Genomic DNA, 25,312 nt, shown 5'->3' with positions numbered 1-25,312 from the left:
GTTGAAGTCACAAAGTGAATATCGGCCGCAAGGGGTATAAATCCTCCTTGCAGCTGGTATCGAGAGACGGTATCTACAAACCCCGCCTGCACTTGGCTTTGAAAACCCGCCTTCAACATCTATCGGCCTTTGGAGCTGTTTCCGTTACACTAAGCGGCTTTAAGCTTGCCTGCGGGCAGTGGGTGTTTTTTGTCGAGGTGTCTCTTGGGTGACGCGCTACATGCTTGGTGGGCGCAGCAGTTGGTGCTGTGCGATTGGCATTTTACGCCGCATCCCTTATCGGTGGATGCGGGGGCGGCAGAGCAGCGTTTGCTGGGCCAGGGGATTGCCCATCGGGGTGAACTGGCCGAGCAATGGTGGGTTGCGCTGCATGCGCCGGCAGGCGAGGCGGATCAACTGCTGGCAGCGCTTGAATGGGCGGCGTTGGCCGGTGCAGCGGGGTGGATAAGCCCCGAGCAGGCCAGCGACTGGGCCTGCTGCGTGATGCAGCGTATTCATCGTGAGTACCGCGACCTGCGCAGTTGGCTGGGCGATGTGCGCCGCTCCCTGGGCGTGCGTGGCTGGGCCTCCGGGGCCGATGACCGTTTTATTGATGCCTGTCAGGTGCTGGCGGATTCGGAAGCCGAGGGCGCGGGGATCACCTGGGAAATGTTTGAGACGGCGTTGCGCGAGCACGGTGAAGTCGCCCTGTGGCCTACGTCGCCTGGCGCTCAGCCCTGGCGGCTGTGTGCGCTGTTTCGCCCGCTGCTGAATTACCCGGCAAGCAAGGCGGATTGGCCTGATGCGGTCAACTGGTTAGGTACCGCTTGGGACATCGACAGCCGCGACGAGCTGCTGACCGGGCTGTTATGGCTGGGTGCCCAGGGTGAACGCCAGCGCTGGGATGTTGAAGCGCGCGACCTGCTTGCCATGGACGCGGCCCAGCGCCAGGAGTGGCAACGCAATGCCCAGCCCGATTCGCACCACGCCAGCGTGCTGTGCCGCTTTGTCAACCAGGGCGAGCCCCTGGAGTGGGCCGCCTGGGATTGGTTGCGGCTGGTCGAGCTGGCCTGGGCGGGCGCCTGTAGCGGCTGGTTGAGTCAGGCCGAGGCGGATGCCTTTGCGGCGCACGCCGCCGAACTGATGCAGCGCCGCTACCACGACTGGCGGGCGGTGATTGTTGCCTACCGACGAGGCCAGAGCTTGTTTGATGGCATTGACCGGCGCGACATGACGCCGTCTGAACGCGAGACGCTGTTGCTGAGCGGCTCGTTCAGCCCTTGGCAGGTCGCCGTTGACGACCTGCTGGACGCCGAGACCCAGGCTGCCTCGCGCGAAATGCTTGGCCAATGGCGCAATACGCCACACCGCTGGTTGCTGGCCATGGCGGGCGTGCGCGAGCCGGATGCCATGCTGCGGCTGGCCAATCCCGGCGCCCCGCTGAGCGAAGCGCAGCGCGTCGAGGCAGGAGAGTACCTGGATGGGTCCTTAGGGTTGCATGCCGATGAGGGTGCGGCGGCCATGGCGCGCTACTGGCTGCCCGCTCAGGCGCATCATCTGAATCAGCTCGCTGCCGATGCGGCCCACGGTGTCATGCCGCCTTCCGCGACGCTGTTTGGTCAGCCGGACTTCCCGGTTAACGCCCAGCGCCAGGCGCTGAAAGGCGTCAGTCGTCATGCCGCCACAATCCACATGGCCGAGAAGTTTGCCTTCTACCTGCATATGGCCCTCAACAGCGAACTGCTCGAGACGGAAGCGCTGTTGGATTACGCGCGCTCGCTGCGCAGCTGTTTGTGCCGCTTTTATCCCAATGCCAAGCGCATGCTGGAGGCGTGGCTGGCCTGGGAGCACTGCCTGCCGGAGAGCGAGCACGCCTCGCTGTGCAATGAAATTGCCTGGCATCTGGAAGATCCGGGCAGTCTGTTCCACTGGCTGGACTGGCGCGCCGATGCCTGGCGCGAGCCCAGCGAGCGACCGACGCTCAGCCAGTTTACCGCGATGTCCCTGGTTGGACCGCTGAACAGTGCGGTATGGAGTGAGCCCCAGCAGGAAAGTCCCCGCGAGTGCGCGGAGATTCGTGAGTGGGTGGAAAGCCATTATCACCTGGCCAGCGCCGACGATATGCAGACCTTTCTGGCGTCCATGCTGGAGGCGGGTGACCGCCAGGAATACCAAATCAATTACGAGCCTTACACACTCAATACTCAGCGCCTGGAAGCCGAGATTGCCATTCTGGAGTCCGGTGATTGCGCGGAGGAGGATCGCCATCACCTGCTTAGGCTGCGCCGCGTGCGCGATAACGAGGATGGGTGCAACGAGATCGACATGGCGGCCTGGGACATTGCCCAGATAGTCGACCTGGCCATTGCCGGTCGCCAATTGGGCTGGTTATCATCCACGTCCTTTGCCGATGTGCTGGGGCGCGCCTATCAGCTGGCGGCGGATCACTACTCGGGCTGGCAGGATTACGCGGCTGGCATGTACGCTGGTTTCTCGTTCTTCATGGGGGAAACCCCCGAGCGGGAGAGCTTTCTGGCCAGTTTTCGGCAGGCGTTGGTCGCCTGGCTGTGCGCGGCACCGATACTGGCGGGGCCTTGGGCGAGCCTGGATTTTCCCGGCAACAAGCCGCGTCATTTTGCGCCGCTGCACATCGATACGTTGCCCGGCGATCAACGTACCTTGCATTGAGACTCGCTTAACGTAGGTATTTTGGCTTATAGTCATGGTTAACCAGTATTAGCTCAGCCAAGAATAGGTCTGGCCACTGGTGTTTTTATTCAATTATTGACGAGGGATCGCGCATGGTTGCGTTGCCAACTATTGCTGTTACCGCTGCTCGTTTTATCAATCTTTATTCTGGTCGATTACGTGAACGCCATGCGCCTCTTGCGATGGCTGGCTGTATGGTCGTTGTGCTGAGTGGCTGTGCGACCAGCGTGCCGCGTGACGATACGCCCGATGATTATTTTGCCCGCTCGATGCCGGGCCTGCCTGACGATTGGAAGACGCAGATGTCGCCCTTCGATGGGCAATACGATGCCTTCGGGAATTGGCAGGCCTCGCCAACCGAGCAGGTGCGAGAGGCACTGCTGGCCCAGCATGAGCAGTGGGTAGGCACGCCATATCGACTTGGTGGCACCAACCAGCGTGGCATCGACTGCTCGGCGCTGGTACGCAACATCTTCCGCGATACCTTTGAGCTGGAGCTGCCACGCTCCACCCGTGGGCAAGTCCATGAGGGACGCCCGATCGACCGCCAGGAATTACAGGCGGGCGATCTGGTGTTCTTCCGCCCGCCGGGAGCGTATAACCATGTAGGCATTTACGTTGGCGACGGGCATTTCCTGCACGCCTCTACCTCGCAGGGGGTAATTATCTCCAGCCTGGATAATGTCTACTGGAAACGCTACTACTGGCAATCGCGGCGGCCGCTGGCGCCGTCACACCTGGCCAAGCTCAAGGACGCGTTGCCGCTCAACGCCTCTCGGTCGATGTAGCGGACCTTTCTCACCGTTGAGCATCACATGATCGAAGCCAACACCCGTGCCTGGTGGCGCGCGACCTTTGCCCTCTGCCTGGGCTCCTTTCTGGTGTTCATCAATCTTTATGCCCCGCAGCCGTTGCTGCCGGGGTTAAAAGAGACCTACGGCGTGTCTACCCTGGTGGTTAGTCTGCTGATGTCGGTATCGACGTTGTCGCTGGCTCTGGCACTGCTGGTATTCGGGCCACTTTCCGACGCGATCGGACGCGAAAGTATTATGCGCATTACGCTCTTGCTGGCCGGTGGTTGTTCGCTGGCGCTGGCCTTTGCGCCCACTTTTGAAACCCTGTTGGCGCTGCGGTTGGTGCAGGGCTTTGTATTGGGTGGCCTGCCCGCGGTGGCGATCGCCTGGATGGGTGACGAGTTCGATAAACCCGCGCTACTCAGCGCGGTGGGGCTGTACATCGGCGCCAATTCGCTGGGCGGCATCAGCGGGCGTGTGGTCGGTGGCGTGGCGGCGGATATCGGCGGGCCCTCGGCGGCGTTTTTAACTGTGGGTGTGCTGACGCTGGTGGGCTGTGCGGTATTCTGGCGGCTGTTGCCCAACAGTCAGGCGTTTCGTCCGCAGCGCTTTCAGTTGCGCGTCGCACTGGGTGATCTGGCCGGGCACTTGCGCAATCCGGTCCTGCTCGCCGCCTATGCGCTGGGCGGCATCAACTTCCTGATCTTCATCAACCAGTACAGTTATATTACGTTCCGCCTGGCGGAGTCGCCTTATCAATTGGCGGCGAGCAGCCTGGGGCTGGTGTTTCTGACCTACCTGGGCGGTACCGTCGGGTCGACGCTTTCAGGGCGGCTGGCCCAGCGCTTCTCACCGGCGACCTGCATGAGCATGGGCGTGGCGATCCTGATGCTGGGCACGGCGATCACGCTGGCGAATTCCCTTTTGCTGATTATCCTTGGGCTGACCATCAACGCCTTTGGGTTTTTCCTGGCCCATTCGCTGGCCTCAAGCTGGGTGGGTCGCCATGCCCAGGGCGCTCGGGGCAGCGCTTCGGCGTTGTATCTGGTGTTCTACTACGTGGGGGCCAGCCTGGGCGGTTTCTGGCTGGAGCCGTTCTGGCAGTGGGCGGGCTGGCAGGGCGTGGCGCTGGGATCGTGGCTGCTGCTTGGCGTGACGCTGGTTGTGGCGCTGGGGCTCAGGCGCTTTGAGCGCCGTGCCGCGCAGGCGGGCTCAGCCGCCCCTCGCTGAGCGTCAATCGTCTTGGGCAGAGGCGTTCAAGCAGGGCCGCGTCGTGGCTGATGACCAGCACGCCAAGCCGACGCTCATCGGCCACCTGGCGCAGTGCTTGCCAAAGGGCAAGCTGGGTGAGGGGATCGAGCATGCTGGATATTTCATCCGCTATCAGATAGCGCACCCCGGGGGCCAGGGCGCGCAGTACGCAGACGCGCTGCAGTTCGCCGCCGGATAGCGCGCTGGGGTAGCGGTTCAACCAGCCGGGTTCGATCCCGAAGGCTTCACGCAACGCTGTCGAGGGTGTCCAGGCTTCTTCCAGAATGCGCTTGACCCGCCAGCGTGGATTGACCGAAAGCTCCGGCGACTGGGGCAGCCATTGCACGGGTTGCAAGCCGCTTCGTGGCGGCGCTGCGCCGTCCACCTTTATCACTCCCGCCTGGGGTGTGAGATGCCCCGCCAGCAGTTGGCCAAGGGTCGACTTGCCCGCCCCGGAAAGGCCGTTAAGCCCTACCCACTCGCCCGCCTCAAGTGATAGGGACACGTTATCCAGCACGGCCGTCTGGTCGGCAAACGCATGAAGTAAGCGATAGGCGCTAAGCAACGTTCTGGGCCTGTGTGGTTGTGAGCACGCCAAAATGGTTGTCCGGCAGCGCCTGCCACAGTGCCCTGGCGTAGCCGGTGGCCAAGGTGTCACCGTCGCCCCGGAAGGCGCTGGCGCATGCGGTTTCGATACATCGCCCTTGGTTCATGAGGGTGACTTGCTGGGCAATGGGCAGGGCGTGGCGCAGATCGTGGGTAATCAGCAACACTGACTTGCCTTCGAGGGCTAGTGCCGCCAAAGCGTCAAGCACCCGGTTGCGCTGCTGCGGGTCGAGGCCGACGCTGGGTTCGTCGGCGATGATCAACTGCGCGTGGCTCACATGGGTCATGGCGGTGAGTACCCGCCGTGCCATGCCGCCGGACAGTTCATGGGGAAAGGCCTGCCTGCCACGTTCATCCAACTGGTAGTGAGTGAGCGCTTGCCCAGCTGCCTGCCATGCATCAGACCTGGCGTGCCCTGCGCGGCTTGCCGCCCAACTGACCTGACGCTGACTGCGGACCAGAGGGTCGAGTGCATCGAGCGACTGGGGGATCAAGGCCAGTTCACGACCTCTTAGCTGGCGCTGACGCGCAGCGGTAAGCGCCCGGTTCTGGAAGGTCAGGCGGCCGGTTTGGTGTTTGGGCTCGGGCAGCAGACCCAGCAGTGCATGGGCGAGCAGGCTCTTGCCCGCTCCCGAAGCGCCCACCACGGCATGCACCTCGCCGGGGTGAAGCTCGAGTGAAACGTCGCTCAATACCTCGGCCCAGCGGCGTCGCCACCAGCTGGTGTAATACGGCAATTGCAGGGTCAGGTGTTCAATGGACAGCATGTCAACTCTCCTTACAGTGCCTAAAGCGCATGACGCCAGTGGCTGGAAAGGCGCTCAAGACTGAGTACCACCAGCAACAGCCCAAGCCCGGGAAATACCCCGAGCCACCAGGCGCCGCTGCTCAAGTAGCGCATGGCATCAGCGAGCAGAAGCCCAATGGCGGGTTGGCTGGGGTCCAGCCCGACGCCTAAAAAGGTCAGCGCGGCTTCGTGCAAAATGGCGTGGGGAAACAGTAGCAAGGCGCCGACCACACATTGGGGTAGCGCATGGGGCAGATAGTGGTAGGCCATCACAAAGCGTCGTGACTTGCCGAGCGCCCTGGACATGACGATATACGGGGCATGGCGAAGCTGAAGTAGCTCGGCGCGCAGTAATCTCGCCAAGCGAGGCCAATGGGTCACCGCCACGGCAATAATCACCGCCTGGGTCCCGCCGCCGAGCGCAAAGGCAATCAGCAGTAACAGAATCAGGTGTGGCACACTGAGCAACGTATCGATCACCAGGGCGACTAGCGCGTCCCAGCGTGGCCCCAGCATGGCCAGCATGGCCATGCCCAGCGCGATGAGCGTGCCGAACAGCGCTGCCAGGCTGCCGACCCCGATGCTGAGGCTAAGGCCTGCCAGGGTGCGCGCCCATAGGTCGCGGCCCAGCGCATCGGTGCCGAGCCAGTGGTCCAGGCTGGGAGGGGCGAGGCGGGCGTCAAAGTGCATCTGGCCTGGCGTGTCGCCGAGCAGCCAGCGACTGCTGAGTAGCGCGACGAGCAGTATGGCGATGGCGGTACCGATCCAGAACGCATCGCGCCTGGGTTGCGCTCGGCTCATGGCGTCACCTTCTGCAGGCGCGGGTCAATCATCGCGTGGAGAGTATCGGCAAGCAAATTGCCCACGCTGACGAACAGCGCGGTAAACAGCGCAATGCCCAGCAGCAGCGGCACATCGCTGCGCAGCCCGGCGGCGACCGTTGCCTGGCCCAGGCCGGGGTAGGCAAACACCTGTTCGATGAGTATTGAGCCACCAAACAGCTCCCCCAGCGAGGCCAGTGAAAGCGTCAGGGCGGGGAGGCTGGCATGGCGGATACCGTGCCGCCAGGCGATATCCCAGCGGCTGGCGCCTTGTGCAAAAGCGTGGGTGGCGATGTTGGAGTTCATCAGCGCGAGCATACGCGCGCGGGTGTGCAGGGTAATATTGGCGATGCCGATCAGCGCGAGCGTCGCTACGGGCAGGACCAGATGGTGGAGCCGGGTGGCTAGGCCGACGTCCTGGCTTAGAGTGCCGGTGGGGCCTGCGCAACATACCGGCGTCCAGCCAAGGTAAACCGAAAATAACAGCAGCAGTAACATGGCCAGCCAGAAAGCGGGCGTCGAGGCCGTCAAGTAGGCGTAGGTGCTAATGATTCTATCCAGCAAGCTGCCTTCTTTTGCCCCGGCGATCACCCCGAGGGCAAAGCCAACCAGTGTGGTGAGCAACCAGGCGCTGCCCAGCAACATGATGGAGCGCTGAAAGCGCTGGCCGATGACCTCGCTTACCGGCTGGTTATACACATGGCTAACGCCCAGGTCGCCCTGAAGTAGCTGGCCCAGCCAGTGGCCAAACTGAACCACCGGCGGCTCGTCGAACCCCCAGCGCTCGGCGATCAGGTGGCGCTGTTCCGGGCTTACCTGGGCCATTTGAGGTCCCAGGTAGGCGTCAATCGGGTCAATGGGTGACAGCATTATCAAGCTAAACGACACGACCGCGACGCACACCAGTACCAGCGCAAGGCGCAGCAGACGAGCGGCGGTGATCGCGATCAGTTGCACGTCCAGCGCCAGTCGAGCAGGTTGGCGGTAATCGGCCAACCGTGGCCGTGAGGGGCAACCCCCAGCGTGCCGAGATCAAGGCAGCTGTCGGCGGCGTAGATGTGTTCCAGGTTGACCATCCATGCCCAGGTTGCGTCGCCGCGCACGCCATAGCCGGTTTCGCCGTCCCATTGGGCATTGCGCCAGTGGCGATTGGCCTGTTCGGCGCTGGCGGCTCGCTGGGCGTTGTCGAGGTGATCGTCCACGCTGGGGTTGGTGTAAACGCCGCTGTTGTAAAAGCCGTTGCCGCTATGCGCGCTATGGAACAGGTAATAGATCTCTTGGGGACTGTGGCTGCCAAAGCCCATTACAACGGCGTCCTGATGGATCGCTTCGCGCTGTATCTCATCCCAGTGGCGGGCAGTGGGTTGCATCTCGATGCCCAGGGGGCGGACCATTTGCGCGCTTATTTCGGCCAGCCGTTGCCGGGTGGTGTCGCCTGCGGGATAAGTCAGCCGGAAACGGGCGGTTTGACCGTCTTTTTTGCGCAGGCCGCCGTCGCGCTGCTGCCAACCAGCGTCTTCCAGGCGCTGAATGGCCTGCTCAAGGTCAGGGGCCGCCAGGGTTTCGTCGGGGTCGCTCCATGGCATCCCGTCGGCAGGGCCGAACGCCGGGCGGCCGTAGCCTTCAAGCGCTACGTCCACCAGAGTGTCGCGGTCCAGCGCCAGGTTGATTGCCTGGCGGATGGCAATATCGGCGGTGACATCGTTGCCAATCGGTGCGCCATTGTCGGCGGTTTTGCCTTCATCATGCTGCATGGGAAACAGAATGCCGCGGTTGTCGACGCTTTCCATCACCACGCGCTGCATGTCGGATGGGATCTCGCCGGCAAGCGCCGGGGGCAGGGTAGCCAGGTCGACGTCGCCTGCGCGTAAGGCGTTAAGGGTGGTATCCTCACCGGTGAACAAGAACACTAGCCGCTCAAACGGCGGGGTGGGGCCATAAAAGTATGGGTTACGTTCGACGATCAGCTGCTCGCCTTCCTGCCATTCCACCAGCTGATAGGGGCCGGAACCCAGCGGGGCACGGCCGTAGTCATCGTCGTAACCGTTTTCGCGCGCGGCACTGGGGACAATCCCTAAGGTCATCAACTGGTCGATAAAGGTGATGCGCGGCTCGCGCAGGGTGAGAGTGACGGTTTGAGAATCGACGGCCTCGGCGTTTTGCAGCACGCTCAGGTCGGCTCTCCCGCCGGCCTTGGCAGCGGCATTGAAGGTAAAGGCGACATCGTCAGCGGTCAGCCGGGTGCCATCGGCAAAACGTACGTCGTCGCGTAGCGTCAGCGTCCAGGTGAGGCGATCGTCAGAGAGCGACCAGTGGGTGGCGACCTGCGGCTGAGGGGCAAGGTCGATGCCTCGAGCGAGCAGCGTCGACTGAAATAGCGGGTTGCCATACTGCCCCCAGCCAAGTAACGGGTCGAACCCCTGTTCGGGCTCACCGCCGATGGCCATCACAAGTTGGTCTTTGGGTTCGGCGGCATTCGCCAGCGTGACGCAACTTAGGGCCAAGCCGAGTAGAATCGTTCTTGAGTCGAGCGCCATGGCCGTTTCCTGAGGGGGACGGGTATGATGTTTTTTTAATATCATCATACTGGCAGCCGGGGGTCAATTTTTTGGAGGGGGAAGCCGATGCAACGCGTAACGGTCACGCTTGATGAAGAGTTGTTGGCAGATGTGGATGCACTGATCCAGGAACGCGGTTACCAGAACCGTTCCGAGGCGATTCGCGATTTAACCCGTAGCGGGCTTCAGCAGGTACGCGAGGAAGCCGCGCCACAGGCGCCGTGCATGGGCGCACTGGTGTATGTCTATGACCATGCCGCCAGGGAGTTGTCCAAACGGCTGACGCGCCATTCCCACGCCCATCATGACCTCACCCTTTCGACGCTGCACGTCCACCTGAATGAGCAAAGCTGCATGGAAGTCGCGTTGCTCAAGGGGCAAAGCGACCAGTTGAAACAGTTCGCCGCTGAAGTCACCTCGTCACGCAGCGTTCGCCACGGGCGCCTGGTGCTGATTCCTGAAGAATGAGCATAAAAAAGGCGACCGCTTGGGTCGCCTTTTCGCATGTCACGCGTCGGCTGGGAAACAGCCAGGGGGAAGAGCTTAGTGCTGCTCTTCGCCACCTTCGCCGTGTACATGGCCGTGCTCAACTTCTTCTTCGCTGGCTTCGCGTACTTCGGCGATTTCAACGTCAAAGTTGAGGTGCTGACCGGCTAGCGGATGGTTGCCGTCGACAACGACAGTGTCGCCTTCGACTTTCTTCACGGTGACCATCAGCGGGCCGCCTTGGGTCTGCGCCTGGAACTGCATGCCCGGCTCAACGCTTTCAACGCCCTGGAACGCATCGCGCGGAACTTCCTGCATCAGTTGTTCCTGAATCTCGCCGTAACCCTCTTCCGGGGCAACCTGGACGTTCAGCTTTTCGCCAGCCGCGTGTCCTTCCAGTTCTTTTTCCAGGCCAGGAATGATGTTGCCTGAACCATGGAGGTAGGTGAGGGGCTCGCGGCCTTCGGAACTGTCTAGCACTTCACCTGAATCGTTGGTCAGGGTGTAGTGGAACGCGACAACCGAGTTTTGCGCAATTTGCATTAAATAACCTTTCGGTGAGTGCATGTCCCTAACATGGTAACGCGTGAACACTGGATTGTCAGGGGGTAGAGGGCATTTTCTGCCGTCTTGCCTTTATGCAGTATTGCGCCCAGGATTTAGCAGGGCTACCCTAGCCAGACACTTTTTTCGCCGCACCTTCTACGGAGCATGACATGACCATATTTATCATCTGGTTAATCGCCCTTGTGCTGATTGGCTATTTTGTCAATCAGCGCTGGCAAACCGTGAGTGCCGCGTTGGATAAAATGTTGCCCCGGCCATTGAAGACTCATGGCGATAACCGCTGGCTTTGGGTGGGTGCCCTTGCCGTACTGGGGGCGACCACATTGGTGCGTCCGGTGGAGATCCTGCTGGTGGCTATTCTATTGGGCATCATCGCCGCAGTGGTGTACAAATTGATCGGTTGGGCATCGAGCAAAGCGCCTCACTAAACACCCCAAGCATCAACACAACGAAAAAAAGCCCCGTCAGCGATGCTGGCGGGGCTTTTTCTTGCAGCGATTAGCTATTTATATCTACTAACCATCAGTAAGGGGCAACGCTTGCATTGGCACCGTTACCAATCAGGCGAACTTTCTGACCCGGCTGGAACTGGCGGTCGGCGCGCTGTACGACCACTACGTCGGTACCGTCTTCCAGGCGGATTTCCATTTCCAGGGCGTCAATGCGATTGGCGCGGTCTTCAGCAGCGGTACCGGCAATAGAACCACCCAGCGCGCCGGCAACGGTGGCCAGTTGACGCCCGGAACCGCCACCGATTTGGTTACCCAGCAGACCGCCGATAATGGCACCGCCACCACCGCCGAGCAGGCCGCCGGTGCGGCTATCTGCCTGAATTTGTACCGGGCGCACCGCGGCAATGGTGCCAATCCTTACATTTTGCGTGGTCTTGGCCTGGTTACCGCTATATACATCGCCCGAGTAGCCCGCTGTGTTGGCGCAGCCAGCAAGCGTGAGAACGCTGAGAGCGGCGATAGGGAGTAAACGTTTCATGGACACCTCCGGGTGGTTGTCTTAGTGATCCCGTCTGCAACGAGAACTTTCGACCATATTATAGAACAGCGTTCGTTAACAACATACCTAAAAATGCTGATGTTGATAAGCGGTCGTTTGAAATGCTGACTATGTAAAGTAGTAATATAAGACAATGATGCAAGCTAATAGTGCAAAATGATTATGTAGAACAGTGTAGTGGTTGATTAAGAAAAGAGTGTGCAAAGCACGCAGGTGGGTATAAAAAAGCCCGGAAAGTGGAAATCTTTCCGGGCGTTGGGCCATTAGATTAGCGTCTGGCGGCCGGTGTCAGCCGAACTGGTTCATGGTGTTGTCTTTGCCGCCTGCTTTCAGCGCGGCTTCACCCTGGAAGAACTCCTTGTGGTCATCGCCGATGTTGGAGCCTGCCATGTCCTGGTGCTTGACGGTGGCAATGCCCTGGCGGATTTCCTCGCGCTGGACTTTCTTGACGTAGGCCAGCATACCGTCATCGCCAAAGTAGCCCTTGGCCAGGTTGTCGGTGGACAGCGCCGCCGTATGGTAGGTGGGCAGGGTGATCAGGTGATGGAAGATACCCGCCTCACGTGCGCTGTCGCGCTGGAAGTTACGTGTCCACTCGTCGGCCAGTTGGCCAAGTTCGGTGTTGTCGTACTCGATACCCATCAGCTTATCGCGCTCGTAGGCCGAGACGTCCTTGCCTTCTTTTTCCCAGGCATCGAATACTTGCTGACGGAAGTTGAGTGTCCAGTTGAACGACGGTGAGTTGTTGTAGACCAGCTTGGCATCCGGGCAGACTTCGCGGATACGATTGACCATGGCGGCGATCTGGCCGACGTGGGGTTTTTCGGTCTCGATCCACAGCAGGTCTGCGCCGTTTTGCAGGCTGGTGATGCAGTCGAGCACCACGCGGTCTTCACCGGTACCCGGTTTGAACTGGTAGAGGCCTGAGGCGAGCCGCTTGGGCTTGACCAACTTGCCGTTCTGCTTGATGACCACGTCGCCATTATTGATGTCGCTGGCGTTTTCGATCACGTCGCCGTCGAGGAAACTGTTGTACTGGTCGCCCAGATCGCCCGGCTCGGTGGTCACGGCGATCTTCTGGGTCAACCCCGCCCCCAGCGAGTCTGTACGTGCCACGATCACGCCATCATCAACCCCCAGTTCCAGGAAGGCGTAGCGTACGGCGTTGATTTTGGCGATAAAGTCTTCATGGGGTACGGTGACCTTGCCGTCCTGGTGGCCGCACTGCTTCTCGTCGGATACCTGGTTTTCCAGCTGGATACAGCAGGCACCCGCTTCGATGAATTTCTTGGCCAGCAGGTAAGTGGCTTCCGCGTTACCAAAACCGGCGTCGATGTCAGCGATGATCGGCACCACGTGGGTTTCGTGGTTGTCGATCTGGCTGATCAGTTCCTGCTCCTTGGACTTGTCGCCAGCCTCTTTGGCGTCGTCCAGGGCGCGGAACAGGTGGTTAAGCTCCCACGCATCGGCCTGCTTGAGAAAAGTGTAGAGCTCTTCGATCAGGTTGGCGACCGAGGTCTTTTCATGCATGGACTGGTCAGGCAGCGGGCCAAACTCTGAACGCAGCGCGGCGACCATCCAGCCTGACAGGTAGAGGTAGCTGCGCTTGGTGGTGCCGAAATGCTTTTTGATGGACAGCATTTTCTGCTGGCCGATAAAGCCGTGCCAGCAACCCAGTGACTGAGTGTACTTGCTGGTGTCGGCATCGTAGGCGGCCATGTCGTCGCGCATGATCTTGGCGGTATACCGGGCGATATCCAGACCGGTGTGGAAGCGGTTCTGGGCACGCATACGCGCGGCGTATTCGGGTTTGATGTTATCCCACTTGCCGCCTTGTGCTTCGCGTAGTTGGGCCAGTGCCTTGATCTCTTCGAGAAGTCCAGTCATGAGCTAATCCCTCCGGGGTTATGATGGCGATGCGCATGTAAGCAGTGTCTTATGCTGCACCTGCGAAGTCGCTTTCAGCATCGTTCAATTCGCTTGGCGTGTCTTTAAGAAATAAGTCTCTTAATAGAACGTCGTAAGCGGGTTTTCCGGGCAGTCCTTGCGGCACTGCAGTAAAGACACTATCCCTGAAGGGGCGGAGGGCAACAATTGACACTTGGGGGCAGGCAGCGTTGTAGCTTGACTACAGCCGGGCGACAACGCTGGGGTCTGTGTAGTGGAATTTCGTGATCAGCGGGGAAGCGATCAGCTGAAGGTCAGCGTCATCTCGCGGTGAGGGATGCCGGCATCCATGAAGGTCTCGCCATGGGCGACGAAGCCGAGCCGTTCGTAAAAGGCCAGCGCATGGAGCTGTGAGCTCAGGACGACTTGAGGGTGGCCGACTCGCTGGGCGGTGGCGATAGCGGCGGCCATCAATTGGCCACCGATGCCGGTTCCGCGTGCTTCGGCAAGCACCGCCACGCGGCCAATATGGCCATCAGGCAGGAGTCGTGCAGTGCCCACTGGGTTGCCGTCCAGGTAGGCCAGGAAATGATGGCAGGCGGGGTCCTGGCCGTCCCATTCCTCGTCCTGGGGCACCTGTTGCTCGTCAATGAACACCACGCGACGGATATGGCTGGCGATCTCGCCCAGCGCTTGCCAGTCGCCTTCCTGAACGGTGACCGGTAGGCTGTCGCGGGGCATGCTATTCCTCGTCGTCATCGTCGTCCTGCAGCCAGCTCAGGCTGCCCGCGTTGACAAGCTGGGTGATGAGCGCTTTGGCACCCGGTAGTTCCAGCACGTCTTCATGCAGCGGTGCCGTTGACGCCAGCCGCTGAGCAAGCGCTTCTGTGCAGGTGTAGCCTTCACCGTCGACGAACAGCGTGGTGGTGCCATTCTCGGTGCGCCAGGCAAAGCGCGAGCCAGGCATATGATAGAGTGGACCATCTTCCTGTAGCTGAGCGACAAGACCTGATTCGTCCATCGGCGTATCCAGCGGGACCACCTGGTCAACGTACTTGGGCTGGGTCATTGCACGCCCGAACCACTGAGCGATTTGCTGGGGATTATCCAGTGTCGACAGGATCAGTTGGCGCATGCGCTCCACCGAGACATCGTCCAGCTCGCCACTGTGGGCCGCAGGGGCCCGACCGGCGTCGCTGTAGCGCAGCGAAGCGGGTAGCTGTTCGCCCCGGTAATCGGCGTAGGAGGTGACCGCTTCATCCGCCGATGGCGCCCTGAAACCCACCGACATGGTGATGCAGTCGTCGGTCTGGCTAACCCCGTGGTGAGCCCAGCCCGGTGGCAAGTAAAGCATGTCGCCGGGCTCCAGTACCCAGTCGGAGTCTTCTTCAATCTCGAAGGTTTCCAGAATGCGTAGGTCAATGCCCTGCACAATCGGCGCGTCATCACTGGTCGGGCCGCCCAGTTGCCAACGGCGCTGGCCACTGGCTTGAAACAGGAAAACGTCGTACTGGTCGACGTGGGGACCGACGCTGCCCCCGGGCGGCGCGTAGCTGACCATGATGTCGTCCAACCGCCAGCGGGGCAGAAAGTCGAACTCATCCAGCAGGGCTGCCACCGAGGGCAGATAGTGATCCACGGCCTGTACCAGGAGGCTCCAGTTGCGCTCCGGCAGCCGCTCGAAGGTGGCTTCGTCGAAAGGCCCGTGGGACACCTGCCATGCGCCGTCCGGGCCTTTTTCTTCTACCAGACGGGCTTCGATGCCCGGCTCGCAGGCAAGCCCTGCCAGCTCATCGGGTTCGATGGGGCTGATGTAGTCGGGTATCGCCCCGCGAATCAGTAGCGGCTTTTGTTGCCAGTAGCTCGCCAGAAATTCCGCCGGGGTCAAATCGCCGAGCAGGGTCAGTGGCTTATCAGAAGGTTGCATGGTGGTATCCTAAACGAACGTGGCAGTAGAGCCGTGGTTCCAACCTAATCAGGGTAGACCTTAACTAGAGTAAAACTTAATTATAGTGCATCAAGCCGTTGGCGAATGGCTTCGGCCTGGGCTTTTGCATCGCCGATGTAGGTGGCGGGTGACATCGCCTTCAGTTCGGCTTTGGCGTCGTCGGGTAGCGCAAGCGTGTCAATGAAGGCGGCAAAGCCTGCCTGATCGATGCGTTTGCCTCGGGTCAGTTCCTTGAGTTTCTCGTAGGGCTTTTCAATCCCGTAGCGACGCATGACGGTTTGAATCGGCTCGGCGAGCACTTCCCAGCTGTTGTCCAGATCCTGGGCCAAACGCTCCGGGTTGGCTTCCAGCTTGCTGATGCCCTTGAGGCTGGCGTGGTAGCCAATCAAGCCATAAGCCAGGCCAACACCCAGGTTGCGCAATACGGTGGAGTCGGTCAAATCGCGCTGCCAGCGCGAGATCGGCAGCTTTTGCGCCAGGTGGCCGAGCACGGCATTGGCCAGGCCAAGGTTGCCTTCAGAGTTCTCAAAGTCGATGGGGTTGACCTTGTGGGGCATTGTCGACGAGCCAATTTCGCCTTCCACGGTGCGCTGTTTGAAGTAGCCCAGCGAGATATAGCCCCAGACGTCGCGGTCGAAGTCGATCAGGATGGTATTGAAGCGGCATACGGCATCGAACAGCTCGGCGATGTAGTCGTGGGGTTCGATCTGGGTGGTGTAGGGGTTGAAGCTCAGCCCCAGGCCTTCCACGAAGGTACGCGCGTTGGCTTCCCAGTCGATCTCGGGGTAGGTCGCCAGATGGGCGTTGTAGTTGCCTACCGCGCCATTGATTTTACCCAGGATCTCGACGCCTTCGACCTGCTTGAGCTGGCGCTTGAGGCGGTAGGCCACGTTGGCCATTTCCTTGCCAAGCGTTGTGGGGCTGGCCGTTTGCCCGTGGGTGCGCGACAGCATCGGCTGCCCGGCATGGGCAATGGCCAGTGCGGCGATGTCGTCGGCCACGTTATGCATGACCGGCAGCAGTGCCTGGAGGCCATCGGCCAGCATCACGCCGTAGGAAAGGTTGTTGATATCTTCGGAGGTGCAGGCAAAGTGAATGAACTCGGTGACCGCATGCAGCTCGCTGTTGTCGGCAATCTTCTCCTTGAGAAAATATTCCACCGCCTTGACGTCATGGTTGGTCGTGCGCTCGATATCCTTGATGCGCTCGGCGTCAGCCACGGAAAAATCACGGATCAAGGCTTCAAGAAACGCCGTTGCCTGGGCGGAAAGCGGCGGCACCTCGACGATCTGGTTATGCTCTGCAAGCCGCTGCAGCCAGCGAACTTCCACAATGACACGGGCACGAATCAGGCCGAATTCGCTGAAATGTTCGCGCAGGGCGGCGGCTTTACTGGCGTAGCGGCCGTCAACGGGGGAGAGAGCAGTCAAGGCAGAAAGTTGCATGGCTTGGTTTCCAGAGGTGAAAGCAGTTAAGCGTAAAAGGCGTTATTTCAAGTCATCCAGCGCGCGACGCAGGGCCTTGCGCTGGAACATCAGTTTCCAGCGGCGACCGCCTTGCTGGTGCCACAGTAGCGCGAAGCGAATGCCCGCCATCAAGCAGGCACGTACGCGCTCGGGCATCATACGGGTCTGCAGCAGCGACGGGTCGCCCTGAACGACAATGCGGGTTTTAAATGTCGAGATGGTTTCCTGATAGGCCTCGCCCAGGCTGGCGACCACGTTTTCATGGGTAGCGCCGAAGTGTTCCGCCTGGTCCTGAATATGGTTCATTTTTTGCCCCAGGGTATCCATCATCTTGCGGTTGGTGCGCAGCTTGTTCATGAGCAATAGCAGTGAGAAGCCATAGCGCAGTACCACCGGGTTGGCCTGTTCCCGGCCGACCAGCATCTCGAGGGTGTCGAGCCCCTGGCGCAGGTTGTTGGGGTGGCCGCCGTAGATCGCTTCAAAGCTTTCCGGGTTGGGGTTGCTGGTGGCTTCGATCAGCGTTTCCCAGGCGCGCGGCTCTACCTGGCCGGTGCGGGCCAGTTCGTCCACCAGGCTGGCGGCCTGAAAGACCCCCGCTAGCGCAAGGGCTTGTCGCGCGGTCGGGTTTTCCGGCGCGCGGTGTATCGGCGTTGGGTTCATGCGGCTGCCTCGGTTGCCTTCCATGTGGAGTGAATCACGCCGCCGCCCAGGCAGATATCGCCGTCGTAAAGAACCAGCGACTGGCCTGGGGTAACGGCGCGTTGAGGCTCGTCGAAATGCACCTCGACACTGCCATCGGGCCTGGTGATGATATCGCAGCCGCGGTCGCTCTGGCGGTAGCGGGTTTTGGCCTTGAAACGTCCCTGGGTCACCGGTGGCTCACCGGCGACCCAGTCCATCGCCTCGGTGACCAGGGCATCGCTGTAGAGCAGCGAGTGGTGCTTGCCTTGCACGGCCACCAGCACGTTGCGATCCAGGTCTTTTTCAGCGACATACCACGGGTCTTCAGAGTAGTTGGCCAGGCCGCCGATACCCAGCCCCTGACGTTGGCCCAGGGTGTAGTACATCAACCCCATGTGCTCGCCAATCACGTCGCCGTCGGGGGTTTCGATGGTGCCGGGCTGGGCAGGCAGGTACTGCTTCAGGAAATCACTGAAGCGCCGTTCGCCGATAAAGCAGATGCCTGTGGAGTCTTTCTTCTTGGCAGTCACCAGGTCGTGCTGCTCGGCCAGCGCGCGTACGGCGGGCTTCTCGAGCTCACCTACCGGAAACAGCGTGCGGGCGATGGCGGCTTCAGGCACGGCGTGCAGGAAGTAGCTCTGGTCCTTGTTGGCGTCCAGGCCTTTCAGCAGGCGCGGGCGACCTTCTCGGACCCCTTGACGAACGTAATGACCGGTGGCGATTTTGTCCGCGCCAAGCATCTCTGCGTATTCGAGAAAGACCTTGAACTTGATTTCCCGGTTGCAAAGGATGTCCGGATTGGGCGTGCGGCCCGCTTTGTACTCGGCCAGAAAGTGCTCGAAAACGTTATCCCAGTATTCGGCGGCAAAGTTGGCCGTGTGCAGCTTGATGCCCAGCTTCTCGCACACCGCCTCGGCGTCAGCGAGGTCTTCCTTCGCCGTGCAGTACTCCGTGCCGTCGTCTTCGTCCCAATTCTTCATGAACAGGCCTTCGACCTCGTAGCCTTGTTGCAACAGCAGCAAGGCTGAGACGGAGGAGTCAACGCCGCCGGACATGCCGACAATCACCTTGCCGGTGGGAGGTGTATCGGGCGTGCTTTTAGGCATCGTGGTGCCAGTGATGGATGTCATCGCCATCCTCGGTTGAGTGTGCAATCAGGCGGTGATTATACACGATGGAGCCATGGCGCTTCGAGTGGTTCACTCGCGGATAACGTTCAAGGGGTAGCCGTTACCTTGCATGGCGTCTTCGATGCGGGTGATCACCAGCGGGCTACGCAGTCGACCCGCGCTATTGAGCGCCTGAATTTCGGCAAGCGTCAGCCAGTGGGTCGCGGTGATATCGATGTCCAGCGGTGTGGCGAGGAACGTCGTGGGCGTGGCGATGAACCCGTGACTGTGAAAGGTTTTCCCCTGGGGGGTATGGAAAATATAGAGCCCCAGATAGCCGGTCAGCGTGACCTGCCAGGCGGTTTCTTCGGCGACCTCGCGTAAAATAGCGGCCATGGGGCCTTCGCCCGGCTCAATGTGTCCGGCTGGTTGGTTGAATACCGTGGCCGTGCCGCCGCGGGCTTCCTCGACCATCAGGAAACGTGCGCCCCGCTGGATGACGCAGGCGCAGGTACTGTGAAGTGTGTTCGTCATGACCGCTTGCGTCCTGAAGTGGGCCGTTTGCGCTGGCTGGACGGCTTGGGCCGGGATGTGCTTCGAGGCGCATGAAGGGTTTCCCGGCGCCACTCGCCGGGCGCCAGTTCGCCAAGCTGCCAGGCGCCAATAGCGGCGCGAATGAGGCGCAGCGTGGGGAAGCCGACATGGGCGGTCATGCGTCTTACCTGACGATTGCGGCCTTCGCTGATGGTCAGCTCCAGCCAGCTGGTGGATGGGTGACGTTTGGGATCTATGGCTGGCTCGCGCGGCGCGATGTTGGGCGTTTCCATGCGACGAACCTTGGCGGGCAGCGTGGGTCCATCTTTTAATGTCACGCCGTTTTTCAGGGCCGCTAGCGCGGCATCGTCCATGCGACCTTCGACCTGGACCCAATAGGTTTTGGGTTGTTTGTGACGCGGGTGGGCAATGCGATGGATAAGGTTGCCGTCATCGCTGAGCAGCAGCAGGCCCTCGGAGTCGTAGTCGAGCCGCCCGGCCGCGTAAACGCCGGGGACTTCGATGATATCCGCAAGAGTGGCACGGCCCTGAGGATCGGTGAACTGGGAGAGCATGCGGTAAGGTTTATGCAATAGGTAGAGGTTGCTCATCGTGGTTTGGGCCCGGCCTTGATTTGTCGACAATCGCTCATGCGGTTAACGTTCAGCGCTGGTATACTCCTGCGTGGCCGCTGGGGTCGTCACCACCACCGATCAATCACCTTGTGAAAAAAGGAGCCACCTAAAAGGCTCCGCACGCTTCGCGGTAGGGTTGCTTGCTTAATGAACCGCTTAGCTTACGAATTAATAATCACAGCGACAGAAAAAAGAGGTTAACGCAAAAATGTCCGATACGCCGAAGATCATTTATACGCTCACCGACGAGGCGCCTGCGCTCGCGACCTATTCGTTGTTACCGATTATTGATGCCTTTACCGACTCGGCGGGCATTATCGTTGAGACGCGCGATATCTCGCTTGCCGCGCGCATACTGTCCCAGTTTCCTGACCTGTTGAGCGAAGAGCAACGCGTCAGCGACGACCTGGCCGAGCTTGGACAGCTGGCGACCACACCTGAAGCCAATATCATCAAGCTGCCCAATATCAGCGCCTCAGGCCCGCAGTTGAAAGCCACCATCAAAGAGCTTCAAGGCCAGGGGTATCCGCTACCGGATTATCCCGACGAGCCGAAAAACGATGAGGAAGCTTCCATCAAGGCGCGTTACGACAAGGCCAAGGGCAGTGCGGTCAACCCGGTTCTGCGTGAGGGTAACTCTGACCGCCGCGCGCCCAAGTCGGTCAAGAGCTATGCACGCAAGTATCCGCATCGCATGGGGGAGTGGAGCGCCGACTCCAAATCCCATGTGGCCCATATGAGCGAGGGCGACTTCTACGAAAGCGAGCAGTCCACGGTGATCAAGCACGCCACCAAGCTCAAGATTGACCTGGCTCAGAAAGATGGCACCCACACCGTATTGAAAGAAGGCCTGGCCGTGCAGGAAGGCGAGGTCATCGACGCGGCCTGCATGAGCAGCCGCCGTCTGCGCAACTTTATCGACAGCCAGATCAAGGACGCCAAGAAAAACGACGTGCTGTTCTCGCTGCATTTAAAAGCGACCATGATGAAGGTCTCTGACCCGATCATGTTCGGTATGGTGGTAGAAGAGTTCTATAAAGATGTCCTTGAAAAGCACGCCGAGGGCCTGACGCTTGCGGGCTTCAACCCCAACAGCGGTATTGGTGATCTTTATAGTTCAATCGAAAAGCTGCCCGGCGAACAGCAGGAGGCCATCAAGGCCGATATCGAGGCGCTTTATAAAGAGCGTCCGCCCATGGCGATGGTCAACTCGCACAAGGGCATTACGAACCTGCACGTGCCCAGCGACGTGATCATCGATGCTTCGATGCCTGCCATGATCCGTGATTCGGGCAAGATGTGGAACGCCAATGACGAGCTTCAGGATGCCAAGGCAGTCATCCCGGACCGTTGCTACGCGACCATCTATCAGGCAGTCATCGAGGATTGCAAGAAAAATGGCGCTTTCGATCCGACTACCATGGGCAGCGTGCCTAATGTTGGCCTGATGGCCCAGAAAGCTGAAGAGTACGGCTCTCACGACAAGACCTTCCAGATCCCTGCTGATGGCACCGTGGTGGTCGCTGACGAAAACGGTCATACGCTGTTCCGCCACGAGGTCGAGGCGGGTGATATCTGGCGTATGTGTCAGACCAAGGACGCGCCGATCCAGGATTGGGTCAAGCTGGCAGTCACCCGTGCCCGGGAGAGCGGTGCGCCGGCGATTTTCTGGCTCGACGGCAACCGTGCCCACGATGCTCAGCTGATCGAGAAAGTCGAAACCTACCTCAAGGACCATGACACCAGTGGCCTGGATATTCGCATTCTGCCACCGGTCGAGGCGATGAAAGTATCCCTTGAGCGTATCCGTAAAGGCGAAGACACGATCTCGGTCACTGGTAACGTGCTGCGTGACTATCTGACCGACCTGTTCCCGATCATGGAGCTGGGTACCAGCGCCAAGATGCTGTCCATCGTACCGCTGATGAATGGTGGTGGACTGTTCGAAACCGGTGCGGGCGGCTCGGCACCCAAGCACGTTCAGCAGTTCCTTGAAGAGAACCACCTGCGCTGGGATTCGCTGGGCGAGTTCCTGGCCCTGGCGGCGTCGCTTGAGCACCTGGGCAGCACCTTCAGCAATGCCCGTGCCACGCTGCTGGCCAATGCCCTGGACGAGGCCAATGGCAAGTTCCTGGACAGCAACAAGTCACCGTCGCGTAAGGTGGGCGAGCTGGATAACCGCGGCAGCCACTTCTACCTGGCGCTATACTGGGCAGAGGCACTGGCCGCTCAGGATGATGATGCCGAGATGAAAACGCTGTTTGCGCGTCTGGCGGAAACGCTGAAAGCCAATGAGGCGACTATCGTCGACGAGCTCAATAGCGTTCAGGGCCAGCCGGTGGATATTGACGGCTACTTCCGCCCCAGCGGTGAGCTGGCAAGTCAGGCCATGCGTCCCAGCAAGACGCTGAACAACGCCCTGTCGATGGTCGCAGCCGACTGACGCATCAGGCCGCCGTTGCGTAAAGCCCTCGCCCGCTCGTCGGGCGGGGGTTTTTTGTCCGGCCTAGTGTGATAATTTTGATATTTCCATGAACCCTTGCTGATTGCGCACGTCTTATACATAGCACACCATGTATTTACGATGTTGCCCGTCAGCCGAGAGATGAAAAACCTTGCTGCTTATGTCCCACACTAACAGTTCATACCCGGGCGCGACTTCGCTTGAAGCGGGCATGACACGCCCCGATATGCCTGATTATGACGACGACCTGACGGTGCAGTCTGCCGAGCCTGAGTTGGCTCAGCCGCCACTTTTCAAGGTGGTGCTACACAACGACGACTTCACGCCGATGGAGTTTGTTATCGAAGTGCTGCAAGGCTTCTTTAACATGGATAGTGAAAAAGCCGTTCAGGTGATGTTGGCGGTGCATACCCAGGGCAAGGCGACCTGCGGGGTGTTCACCCGAGACATTGCTGAAACCAAAAGTTACCAAGTGAACGAATACGCCCAGGAGTGCGAGCATCCTTTAATGAGCGATATTGAAGCCGCCGATTGAGAACGTTGAAAAAAATCGGTAGGTGGGCTTGCAACTGTACGATTTGTACCCGATGTTGAAGGTGCCGGTCGATTAAACTGATCCGACGCAAGCCTAGTTGGCACTATGCCCTAGGATGTAGCGAAAAGGGGACTGCCATGCTGAGCAAAGAACTTGAACTGACCCTGAACACGGCCTTTACCGTGGCACGCTCCAAGCGCCACGAGTTCATGACCGTCGAGCATCTACTGCTGGCGCTGTTGGACAACGCCTCGGCGATGGATGTGTTGAAGGCCTGTGGGGCAAACCTCGACAAGCTGCGGTCCGATTTGCAGGACTTCATCAATTCGACCACGCCGCTGATTCCTGAAGGCCAGGGCGACCGCGAAACCCAGCCCACCTTAGGCTTTCAGCGAGTACTGCAGCGGGCCGTGTTCCACGTGCAGTCCTCCGGGAAAAGTGAAGTGACCGGTGCCAATGTGCTGGTGGCAATCTTTTCCGAGCAGGAAAGTCAGGCCGTCTACTTCCTCAAGCAGCAGAATGTGGCTCGGGTGGATGCAGTCAATTACATCGCGCATGGCATTTCGAAAGTGTCGGGTCACGGCCCATCGCCATCGCCTTCCCAGCAGGAAGGTGAAGAGGCCGAGGAAGGCAGCACCGAAGGGGCTGCTCATCCGCTTACTGGCTACGCCACCAACCTCAACGAGCAAGCGCGTCTGGGCAAGATCGATCCCCTGATCGGCCGCGACCACGAACTCGAACGCGTGGTGCAGATTCTGGCACGGCGCCGCAAGAATAACCCGCTACTGGTAGGCGAAGCCGGCGTGGGTAAAACGGCGGTTGCCGAAGGCCTGGCCAAGCGTATCGTCGAAGAAGATGTCCCGGAAGTGATTGCTGATGCCGTGGTGTACTCGCTGGATATGGGCGCGTTGCTGGCAGGTACCAAATACCGCGGCGACTTCGAGAAGCGGCTGAAGAGCCTGCTGGCTGAGTTACGCAAACAGCCCAATGCCGTTCTTTTCATCGACGAGATCCACACCGTGATCGGCGCAGGGGCTGCGTCGGGCGGTGTGATGGATGCATCCAATCTGCTCAAGCCGTTGCTTTCCTCGGGCGAGTTGCGCTGCATTGGTTCGACCACTTTCCAGGAATACCGCGGTATCTTCGAGAAAGATCGTGCCTTGGCGCGCCGCTTCCAGAAAGTCGACGTCATGGCACCGTCGGTGGAAGACACCATCAAGATTCTGCAGGGGCTGCGGTCACGGTTCGAGGAGCACCATGCTCTCAAGTACACCGATGGGGCGCTTGAAAGCGCGGCCCGCCTGGCAGACCGTTACATCAATGATCGCTACCTTCCGGACAAGGCCATCGACGTGATTGATGAAGCCGGGGCGCACCAGCGTCTACTGCCGGAAGAGGTGCGTGTCGATACCATTGATGTGGAACAGGTTGAGGCAGTGGTTGCGTCGATTGCCCGGATTCCGCCGAAGAGCGTGTCCAGTTCGGATCGCAAGCTGCTTGAAAAGCTTGACCGCGACCTGAAAATGCTGGTGTTTGGACAGGATGAGGCCATCGATACCCTGTCCGCCGCCATCAAGCTGTCTCGCGCCGGGCTGAAGTCGCCTGACAAGCCGGTAGGCAGCTTCCTGTTCGCCGGTCCGACCGGGGTGGGCAAAACCGAGGTGGCCAAGCAGCTCTCGCATATCATGGGGATCGAGCTTGTGCGCTTTGATATGTCGGAGTACATGGAACGGCACACCGTGTCCCGGCTGATCGGGGCACCCCCGGGGTATGTGGGCTACGACCAGGGTGGCCTGTTGACCGAGGCGGTGACTAAACAGCCCCACTGCGTACTGCTGCTGGATGAAATCGAGAAAGCGCACCCGGAAGTCTTCAACCTGCTGCTGCAGGTGATGGACCACGGTCGCCTGACCGATAACAACGGCCGCGAAGCCGACTTCCGCCACGTCATCCTGATCATGACCTCCAACGCCGGGGCAGAGCAGGCGGCACGGCGCTCGATCGGGTTCCAAAGCCAGGATCACTCGACCGATGCAATGGAAGTCATTCGTCGCACCTTCTCGCCAGAGTTCCGCAACCGTCTGGACGGCATCATTCAGTTCCATTCGCTGCCAACGTCGGTTGTGCGCAACGTGGTCGACAAGTTCCTGATCGAGCTGCAAGCGCAGCTGGATGAGAAGCGTGTTCAGTTGGAAGTCGACGATATGGCCCGCGATTGGCTGGCGGAACTGGGGTACGACCCGGACATGGGCGCGCGCCCGATGGCACGGCTGATTCAGGAGAAACTCAAAAAGCCGCTGGCAGAGATGATCCTGTTTGGCGAGCTTGCCGATCAGGGGGGTATCGTGCACGTCAGCCTGGAAGAAGGCGAGCTGCGCTTATCCACCGAGTCGGAAATGGCCGATGCGCCCTAACGGGCGCGCAGGTTGAGGCAAACAACGCAGCGCCCTGTCATTGACGGGGCGTTGTTGTTTGGGTCGAGCT

Annotated in this window: 23 protein-coding genes; 8 read left to right on the top strand and 15 right to left on the bottom strand. The window is 60.2% G+C overall.

What is annotated here, in order from left to right:
* Positions 1 to 204: 204 nt before the first annotated feature.
* The 3 genes from R3F64_RS16150 (at position 205) to R3F64_RS16140 (ending at position 4,712) form a co-directional block, all read left to right on the top strand.
* On the top strand, positions 205 to 2,667 hold the full coding sequence (locus R3F64_RS16150) for a DUF1266 domain-containing protein (RefSeq protein ID WP_268902405.1): 2,463 nt from the start codon (positions 205 to 207) through the stop codon (positions 2,665 to 2,667).
* A 113-nt stretch (positions 2,668 to 2,780) separates the two neighbouring features.
* Positions 2,781 to 3,476, top strand: coding sequence for a C40 family peptidase (locus R3F64_RS16145; protein WP_199283688.1), 696 nt, complete (start codon positions 2,781 to 2,783; stop codon positions 3,474 to 3,476).
* A 27-nt stretch (positions 3,477 to 3,503) separates the two neighbouring features.
* Positions 3,504 to 4,712 carry an MFS transporter gene (locus R3F64_RS16140; protein ID WP_085917748.1) on the top strand — a complete coding sequence of 403 codons (1,209 nt, stop codon included), beginning with the start codon at positions 3,504 to 3,506 and terminating at the stop codon, positions 4,710 to 4,712.
* On the opposite strand, the gene R3F64_RS16135 is transcribed toward R3F64_RS16140, so the two are convergent.
* The 5 genes from R3F64_RS16135 to R3F64_RS16115 are packed head-to-tail and all read right to left on the bottom strand — an operon-like array spanning position 4,660 to position 9,484.
* Positions 4,660 to 5,298 (bottom strand): ABC transporter ATP-binding protein, encoded by a 639-nt coding sequence (locus R3F64_RS16135; protein WP_309780871.1) that lies wholly within the window; start codon positions 5,296 to 5,298, stop codon positions 4,660 to 4,662. The two genes, R3F64_RS16140 and R3F64_RS16135, sit on opposite strands and share 53 nt — an antisense overlap.
* Entirely contained in the window at positions 5,291 to 6,106 is an 816-nt protein-coding gene (locus R3F64_RS16130) for an ATP-binding cassette domain-containing protein (protein ID WP_332612593.1), read from the bottom strand. Before R3F64_RS16130 ends, R3F64_RS16135 begins: the two co-directional genes overlap by 8 nt.
* A 20-nt stretch (positions 6,107 to 6,126) precedes the next feature.
* Complete coding sequence (locus tag R3F64_RS16125; protein ID WP_199283685.1) at positions 6,127 to 6,927, bottom strand: ABC transporter permease; 801 nt, start codon at positions 6,925 to 6,927, stop codon at positions 6,127 to 6,129.
* Positions 6,924 to 7,904, bottom strand: coding sequence for an ABC transporter permease (locus R3F64_RS16120; RefSeq protein ID WP_332612590.1), 981 nt, complete (start codon positions 7,902 to 7,904; stop codon positions 6,924 to 6,926). The genes R3F64_RS16125 and R3F64_RS16120 overlap by 4 nt, the downstream gene beginning before the upstream one ends.
* Positions 7,895 to 9,484: an ABC transporter substrate-binding protein gene (locus R3F64_RS16115; RefSeq protein WP_332612588.1), complete on the bottom strand. Its 1,590-nt coding sequence runs from the start codon at positions 9,482 to 9,484 to the stop codon at positions 7,895 to 7,897. The genes R3F64_RS16120 and R3F64_RS16115 overlap by 10 nt, the downstream gene beginning before the upstream one ends.
* Positions 9,485 to 9,571: 87 nt before the next feature.
* On the opposite strand from R3F64_RS16115, the gene nikR reads away from it, so the two are divergent.
* Complete coding sequence (nikR, locus tag R3F64_RS16110; protein WP_199283682.1) at positions 9,572 to 9,973, top strand: nickel-responsive transcriptional regulator NikR; 402 nt, start codon at positions 9,572 to 9,574, stop codon at positions 9,971 to 9,973.
* Positions 9,974 to 10,048: 75 nt separating this feature from the next.
* On the opposite strand, the gene R3F64_RS16105 is transcribed toward nikR, so the two are convergent.
* Positions 10,049 to 10,534 (bottom strand): FKBP-type peptidyl-prolyl cis-trans isomerase, encoded by a 486-nt coding sequence (locus R3F64_RS16105; protein WP_085917753.1) that lies wholly within the window; start codon positions 10,532 to 10,534, stop codon positions 10,049 to 10,051.
* A 173-nt stretch (positions 10,535 to 10,707) separates the two neighbouring features.
* Between R3F64_RS16105 and R3F64_RS16100 the strand changes: the two genes are divergently transcribed.
* The gene (locus R3F64_RS16100) at positions 10,708 to 10,986 is read left to right on the top strand and encodes a hypothetical protein (RefSeq protein ID WP_332612586.1); all 279 of its coding nucleotides are present in this window, start codon (positions 10,708 to 10,710) and stop codon (positions 10,984 to 10,986) included.
* 94 nt (positions 10,987 to 11,080) lie between these two features.
* On the opposite strand, the gene R3F64_RS16095 is transcribed toward R3F64_RS16100, so the two are convergent.
* From R3F64_RS16095 to R3F64_RS16055, 9 genes are all read right to left on the bottom strand, one after another.
* Positions 11,081 to 11,548 (bottom strand): glycine zipper 2TM domain-containing protein, encoded by a 468-nt coding sequence (locus R3F64_RS16095; RefSeq protein ID WP_066318047.1) that lies wholly within the window; start codon positions 11,546 to 11,548, stop codon positions 11,081 to 11,083.
* Positions 11,549 to 11,857: 309 nt separating this feature from the next.
* Positions 11,858 to 13,456, bottom strand: coding sequence for an isocitrate lyase (locus R3F64_RS16090; protein WP_085917755.1), 1,599 nt, complete (start codon positions 13,454 to 13,456; stop codon positions 11,858 to 11,860).
* A gap of 303 nt (positions 13,457 to 13,759) precedes the next feature.
* The gene (locus R3F64_RS16085) at positions 13,760 to 14,197 is read right to left on the bottom strand and encodes a GNAT family N-acetyltransferase (RefSeq protein WP_199283680.1); all 438 of its coding nucleotides are present in this window, start codon (positions 14,195 to 14,197) and stop codon (positions 13,760 to 13,762) included.
* Between the two features lies 1 nt (position 14,198).
* Entirely contained in the window at positions 14,199 to 15,383 is a 1,185-nt protein-coding gene (locus tag R3F64_RS16080; RefSeq protein ID WP_199283679.1) for a cupin domain-containing protein, read from the bottom strand.
* Positions 15,384 to 15,463: 80 nt separating this feature from the next.
* Positions 15,464 to 16,849 carry an adenylosuccinate lyase gene (gene purB / locus R3F64_RS16075; protein WP_332612583.1) on the bottom strand — a complete coding sequence of 462 codons (1,386 nt, stop codon included), beginning with the start codon at positions 16,847 to 16,849 and terminating at the stop codon, positions 15,464 to 15,466.
* 42 nt (positions 16,850 to 16,891) lie between these two features.
* The gene (gene hflD, locus R3F64_RS16070) at positions 16,892 to 17,530 is read right to left on the bottom strand and encodes a high frequency lysogenization protein HflD (protein WP_332612581.1); all 639 of its coding nucleotides are present in this window, start codon (positions 17,528 to 17,530) and stop codon (positions 16,892 to 16,894) included.
* Positions 17,527 to 18,681: a tRNA 2-thiouridine(34) synthase MnmA gene (gene mnmA / locus R3F64_RS16065; RefSeq protein ID WP_199283677.1), complete on the bottom strand. Its 1,155-nt coding sequence runs from the start codon at positions 18,679 to 18,681 to the stop codon at positions 17,527 to 17,529. The genes hflD and mnmA overlap by 4 nt, the downstream gene beginning before the upstream one ends.
* A 69-nt stretch (positions 18,682 to 18,750) precedes the next feature.
* Positions 18,751 to 19,194, bottom strand: coding sequence for an NUDIX domain-containing protein (locus tag R3F64_RS16060; protein WP_085917760.1), 444 nt, complete (start codon positions 19,192 to 19,194; stop codon positions 18,751 to 18,753).
* Complete coding sequence (locus R3F64_RS16055) at positions 19,191 to 19,805, bottom strand: pseudouridine synthase (RefSeq protein WP_332612579.1); 615 nt, start codon at positions 19,803 to 19,805, stop codon at positions 19,191 to 19,193. Before R3F64_RS16055 ends, R3F64_RS16060 begins: the two co-directional genes overlap by 4 nt.
* A 232-nt stretch (positions 19,806 to 20,037) precedes the next feature.
* On the opposite strand from R3F64_RS16055, the gene R3F64_RS16050 reads away from it, so the two are divergent.
* The 3 genes from R3F64_RS16050 to clpA all read left to right on the top strand — a co-directional run bounded on the left by R3F64_RS16050 (position 20,038) and on the right by clpA (position 25,242).
* Positions 20,038 to 22,272, top strand: coding sequence for an NADP-dependent isocitrate dehydrogenase (locus tag R3F64_RS16050; protein WP_085917761.1), 2,235 nt, complete (start codon positions 20,038 to 20,040; stop codon positions 22,270 to 22,272).
* Between the two features lie 247 nt (positions 22,273 to 22,519).
* Complete coding sequence (clpS, locus tag R3F64_RS16045) at positions 22,520 to 22,828, top strand: ATP-dependent Clp protease adapter ClpS (protein ID WP_085917897.1); 309 nt, start codon at positions 22,520 to 22,522, stop codon at positions 22,826 to 22,828.
* A gap of 137 nt (positions 22,829 to 22,965) precedes the next feature.
* Positions 22,966 to 25,242: an ATP-dependent Clp protease ATP-binding subunit ClpA gene (gene clpA / locus R3F64_RS16040; protein WP_085917762.1), complete on the top strand. Its 2,277-nt coding sequence runs from the start codon at positions 22,966 to 22,968 to the stop codon at positions 25,240 to 25,242.
* Positions 25,243 to 25,312 lie beyond the last annotated feature (70 nt).

It is taken from the genome of Halomonas sp. 5021, from assembly GCF_036663435.1.
GTDB classification, from domain to species: domain Bacteria; phylum Pseudomonadota; class Gammaproteobacteria; order Pseudomonadales; family Halomonadaceae; genus Vreelandella; species Vreelandella janggokensis.
This window is presented reverse-complemented; position numbering and strand designations above follow the sequence as displayed.

Bases quoted from the DNA above. Each gene is read 5' to 3' on its own strand.
- R3F64_RS16050 (WP_085917761.1), top strand. From the start codon at position 20,038: ATGTCCGATACGCCGAAGATCATTTATACGCTCACCGACGAGGCGCCT.
- clpS (WP_085917897.1), top strand. From the start codon at position 22,520: ATGCCTGATTATGACGACGACCTGACGGTGCAGTCTGCCGAGCCTGAG.
- R3F64_RS16055 (WP_332612579.1), bottom strand. From the start codon at position 19,805: ATGAGCAACCTCTACCTATTGCATAAACCTTACCGCATGCTCTCCCAG.
- R3F64_RS16145 (WP_199283688.1), top strand. From the start codon at position 2,781: ATGGTTGCGTTGCCAACTATTGCTGTTACCGCTGCTCGTTTTATCAAT.
- purB (WP_332612583.1), bottom strand. From the start codon at position 16,849: ATGCAACTTTCTGCCTTGACTGCTCTCTCCCCCGTTGACGGCCGCTAC.
- R3F64_RS16060 (WP_085917760.1), bottom strand. From the start codon at position 19,194: ATGACGAACACACTTCACAGTACCTGCGCCTGCGTCATCCAGCGGGGC.
- R3F64_RS16095 (WP_066318047.1), bottom strand. From the start codon at position 11,548: ATGAAACGTTTACTCCCTATCGCCGCTCTCAGCGTTCTCACGCTTGCT.
- R3F64_RS16140 (WP_085917748.1), top strand. From the start codon at position 3,504: ATGATCGAAGCCAACACCCGTGCCTGGTGGCGCGCGACCTTTGCCCTC.
- R3F64_RS16115 (WP_332612588.1), bottom strand. From the start codon at position 9,484: ATGGCGCTCGACTCAAGAACGATTCTACTCGGCTTGGCCCTAAGTTGC.
- R3F64_RS16125 (WP_199283685.1), bottom strand. From the start codon at position 6,927: ATGAGCCGAGCGCAACCCAGGCGCGATGCGTTCTGGATCGGTACCGCC.
- R3F64_RS16130 (WP_332612593.1), bottom strand. From the start codon at position 6,106: ATGCTGTCCATTGAACACCTGACCCTGCAATTGCCGTATTACACCAGC.
- nikR (WP_199283682.1), top strand. From the start codon at position 9,572: ATGCAACGCGTAACGGTCACGCTTGATGAAGAGTTGTTGGCAGATGTG.
- R3F64_RS16090 (WP_085917755.1), bottom strand. From the start codon at position 13,456: ATGACTGGACTTCTCGAAGAGATCAAGGCACTGGCCCAACTACGCGAA.
- clpA (WP_085917762.1), top strand. From the start codon at position 22,966: ATGCTGAGCAAAGAACTTGAACTGACCCTGAACACGGCCTTTACCGTG.
- mnmA (WP_199283677.1), bottom strand. From the start codon at position 18,681: ATGACATCCATCACTGGCACCACGATGCCTAAAAGCACGCCCGATACA.
- hflD (WP_332612581.1), bottom strand. From the start codon at position 17,530: ATGAACCCAACGCCGATACACCGCGCGCCGGAAAACCCGACCGCGCGA.
- R3F64_RS16100 (WP_332612586.1), top strand. From the start codon at position 10,708: ATGACCATATTTATCATCTGGTTAATCGCCCTTGTGCTGATTGGCTAT.
- R3F64_RS16080 (WP_199283679.1), bottom strand. From the start codon at position 15,383: ATGCAACCTTCTGATAAGCCACTGACCCTGCTCGGCGATTTGACCCCG.
- R3F64_RS16105 (WP_085917753.1), bottom strand. From the start codon at position 10,534: ATGCAAATTGCGCAAAACTCGGTTGTCGCGTTCCACTACACCCTGACC.
- R3F64_RS16085 (WP_199283680.1), bottom strand. From the start codon at position 14,197: ATGCCCCGCGACAGCCTACCGGTCACCGTTCAGGAAGGCGACTGGCAA.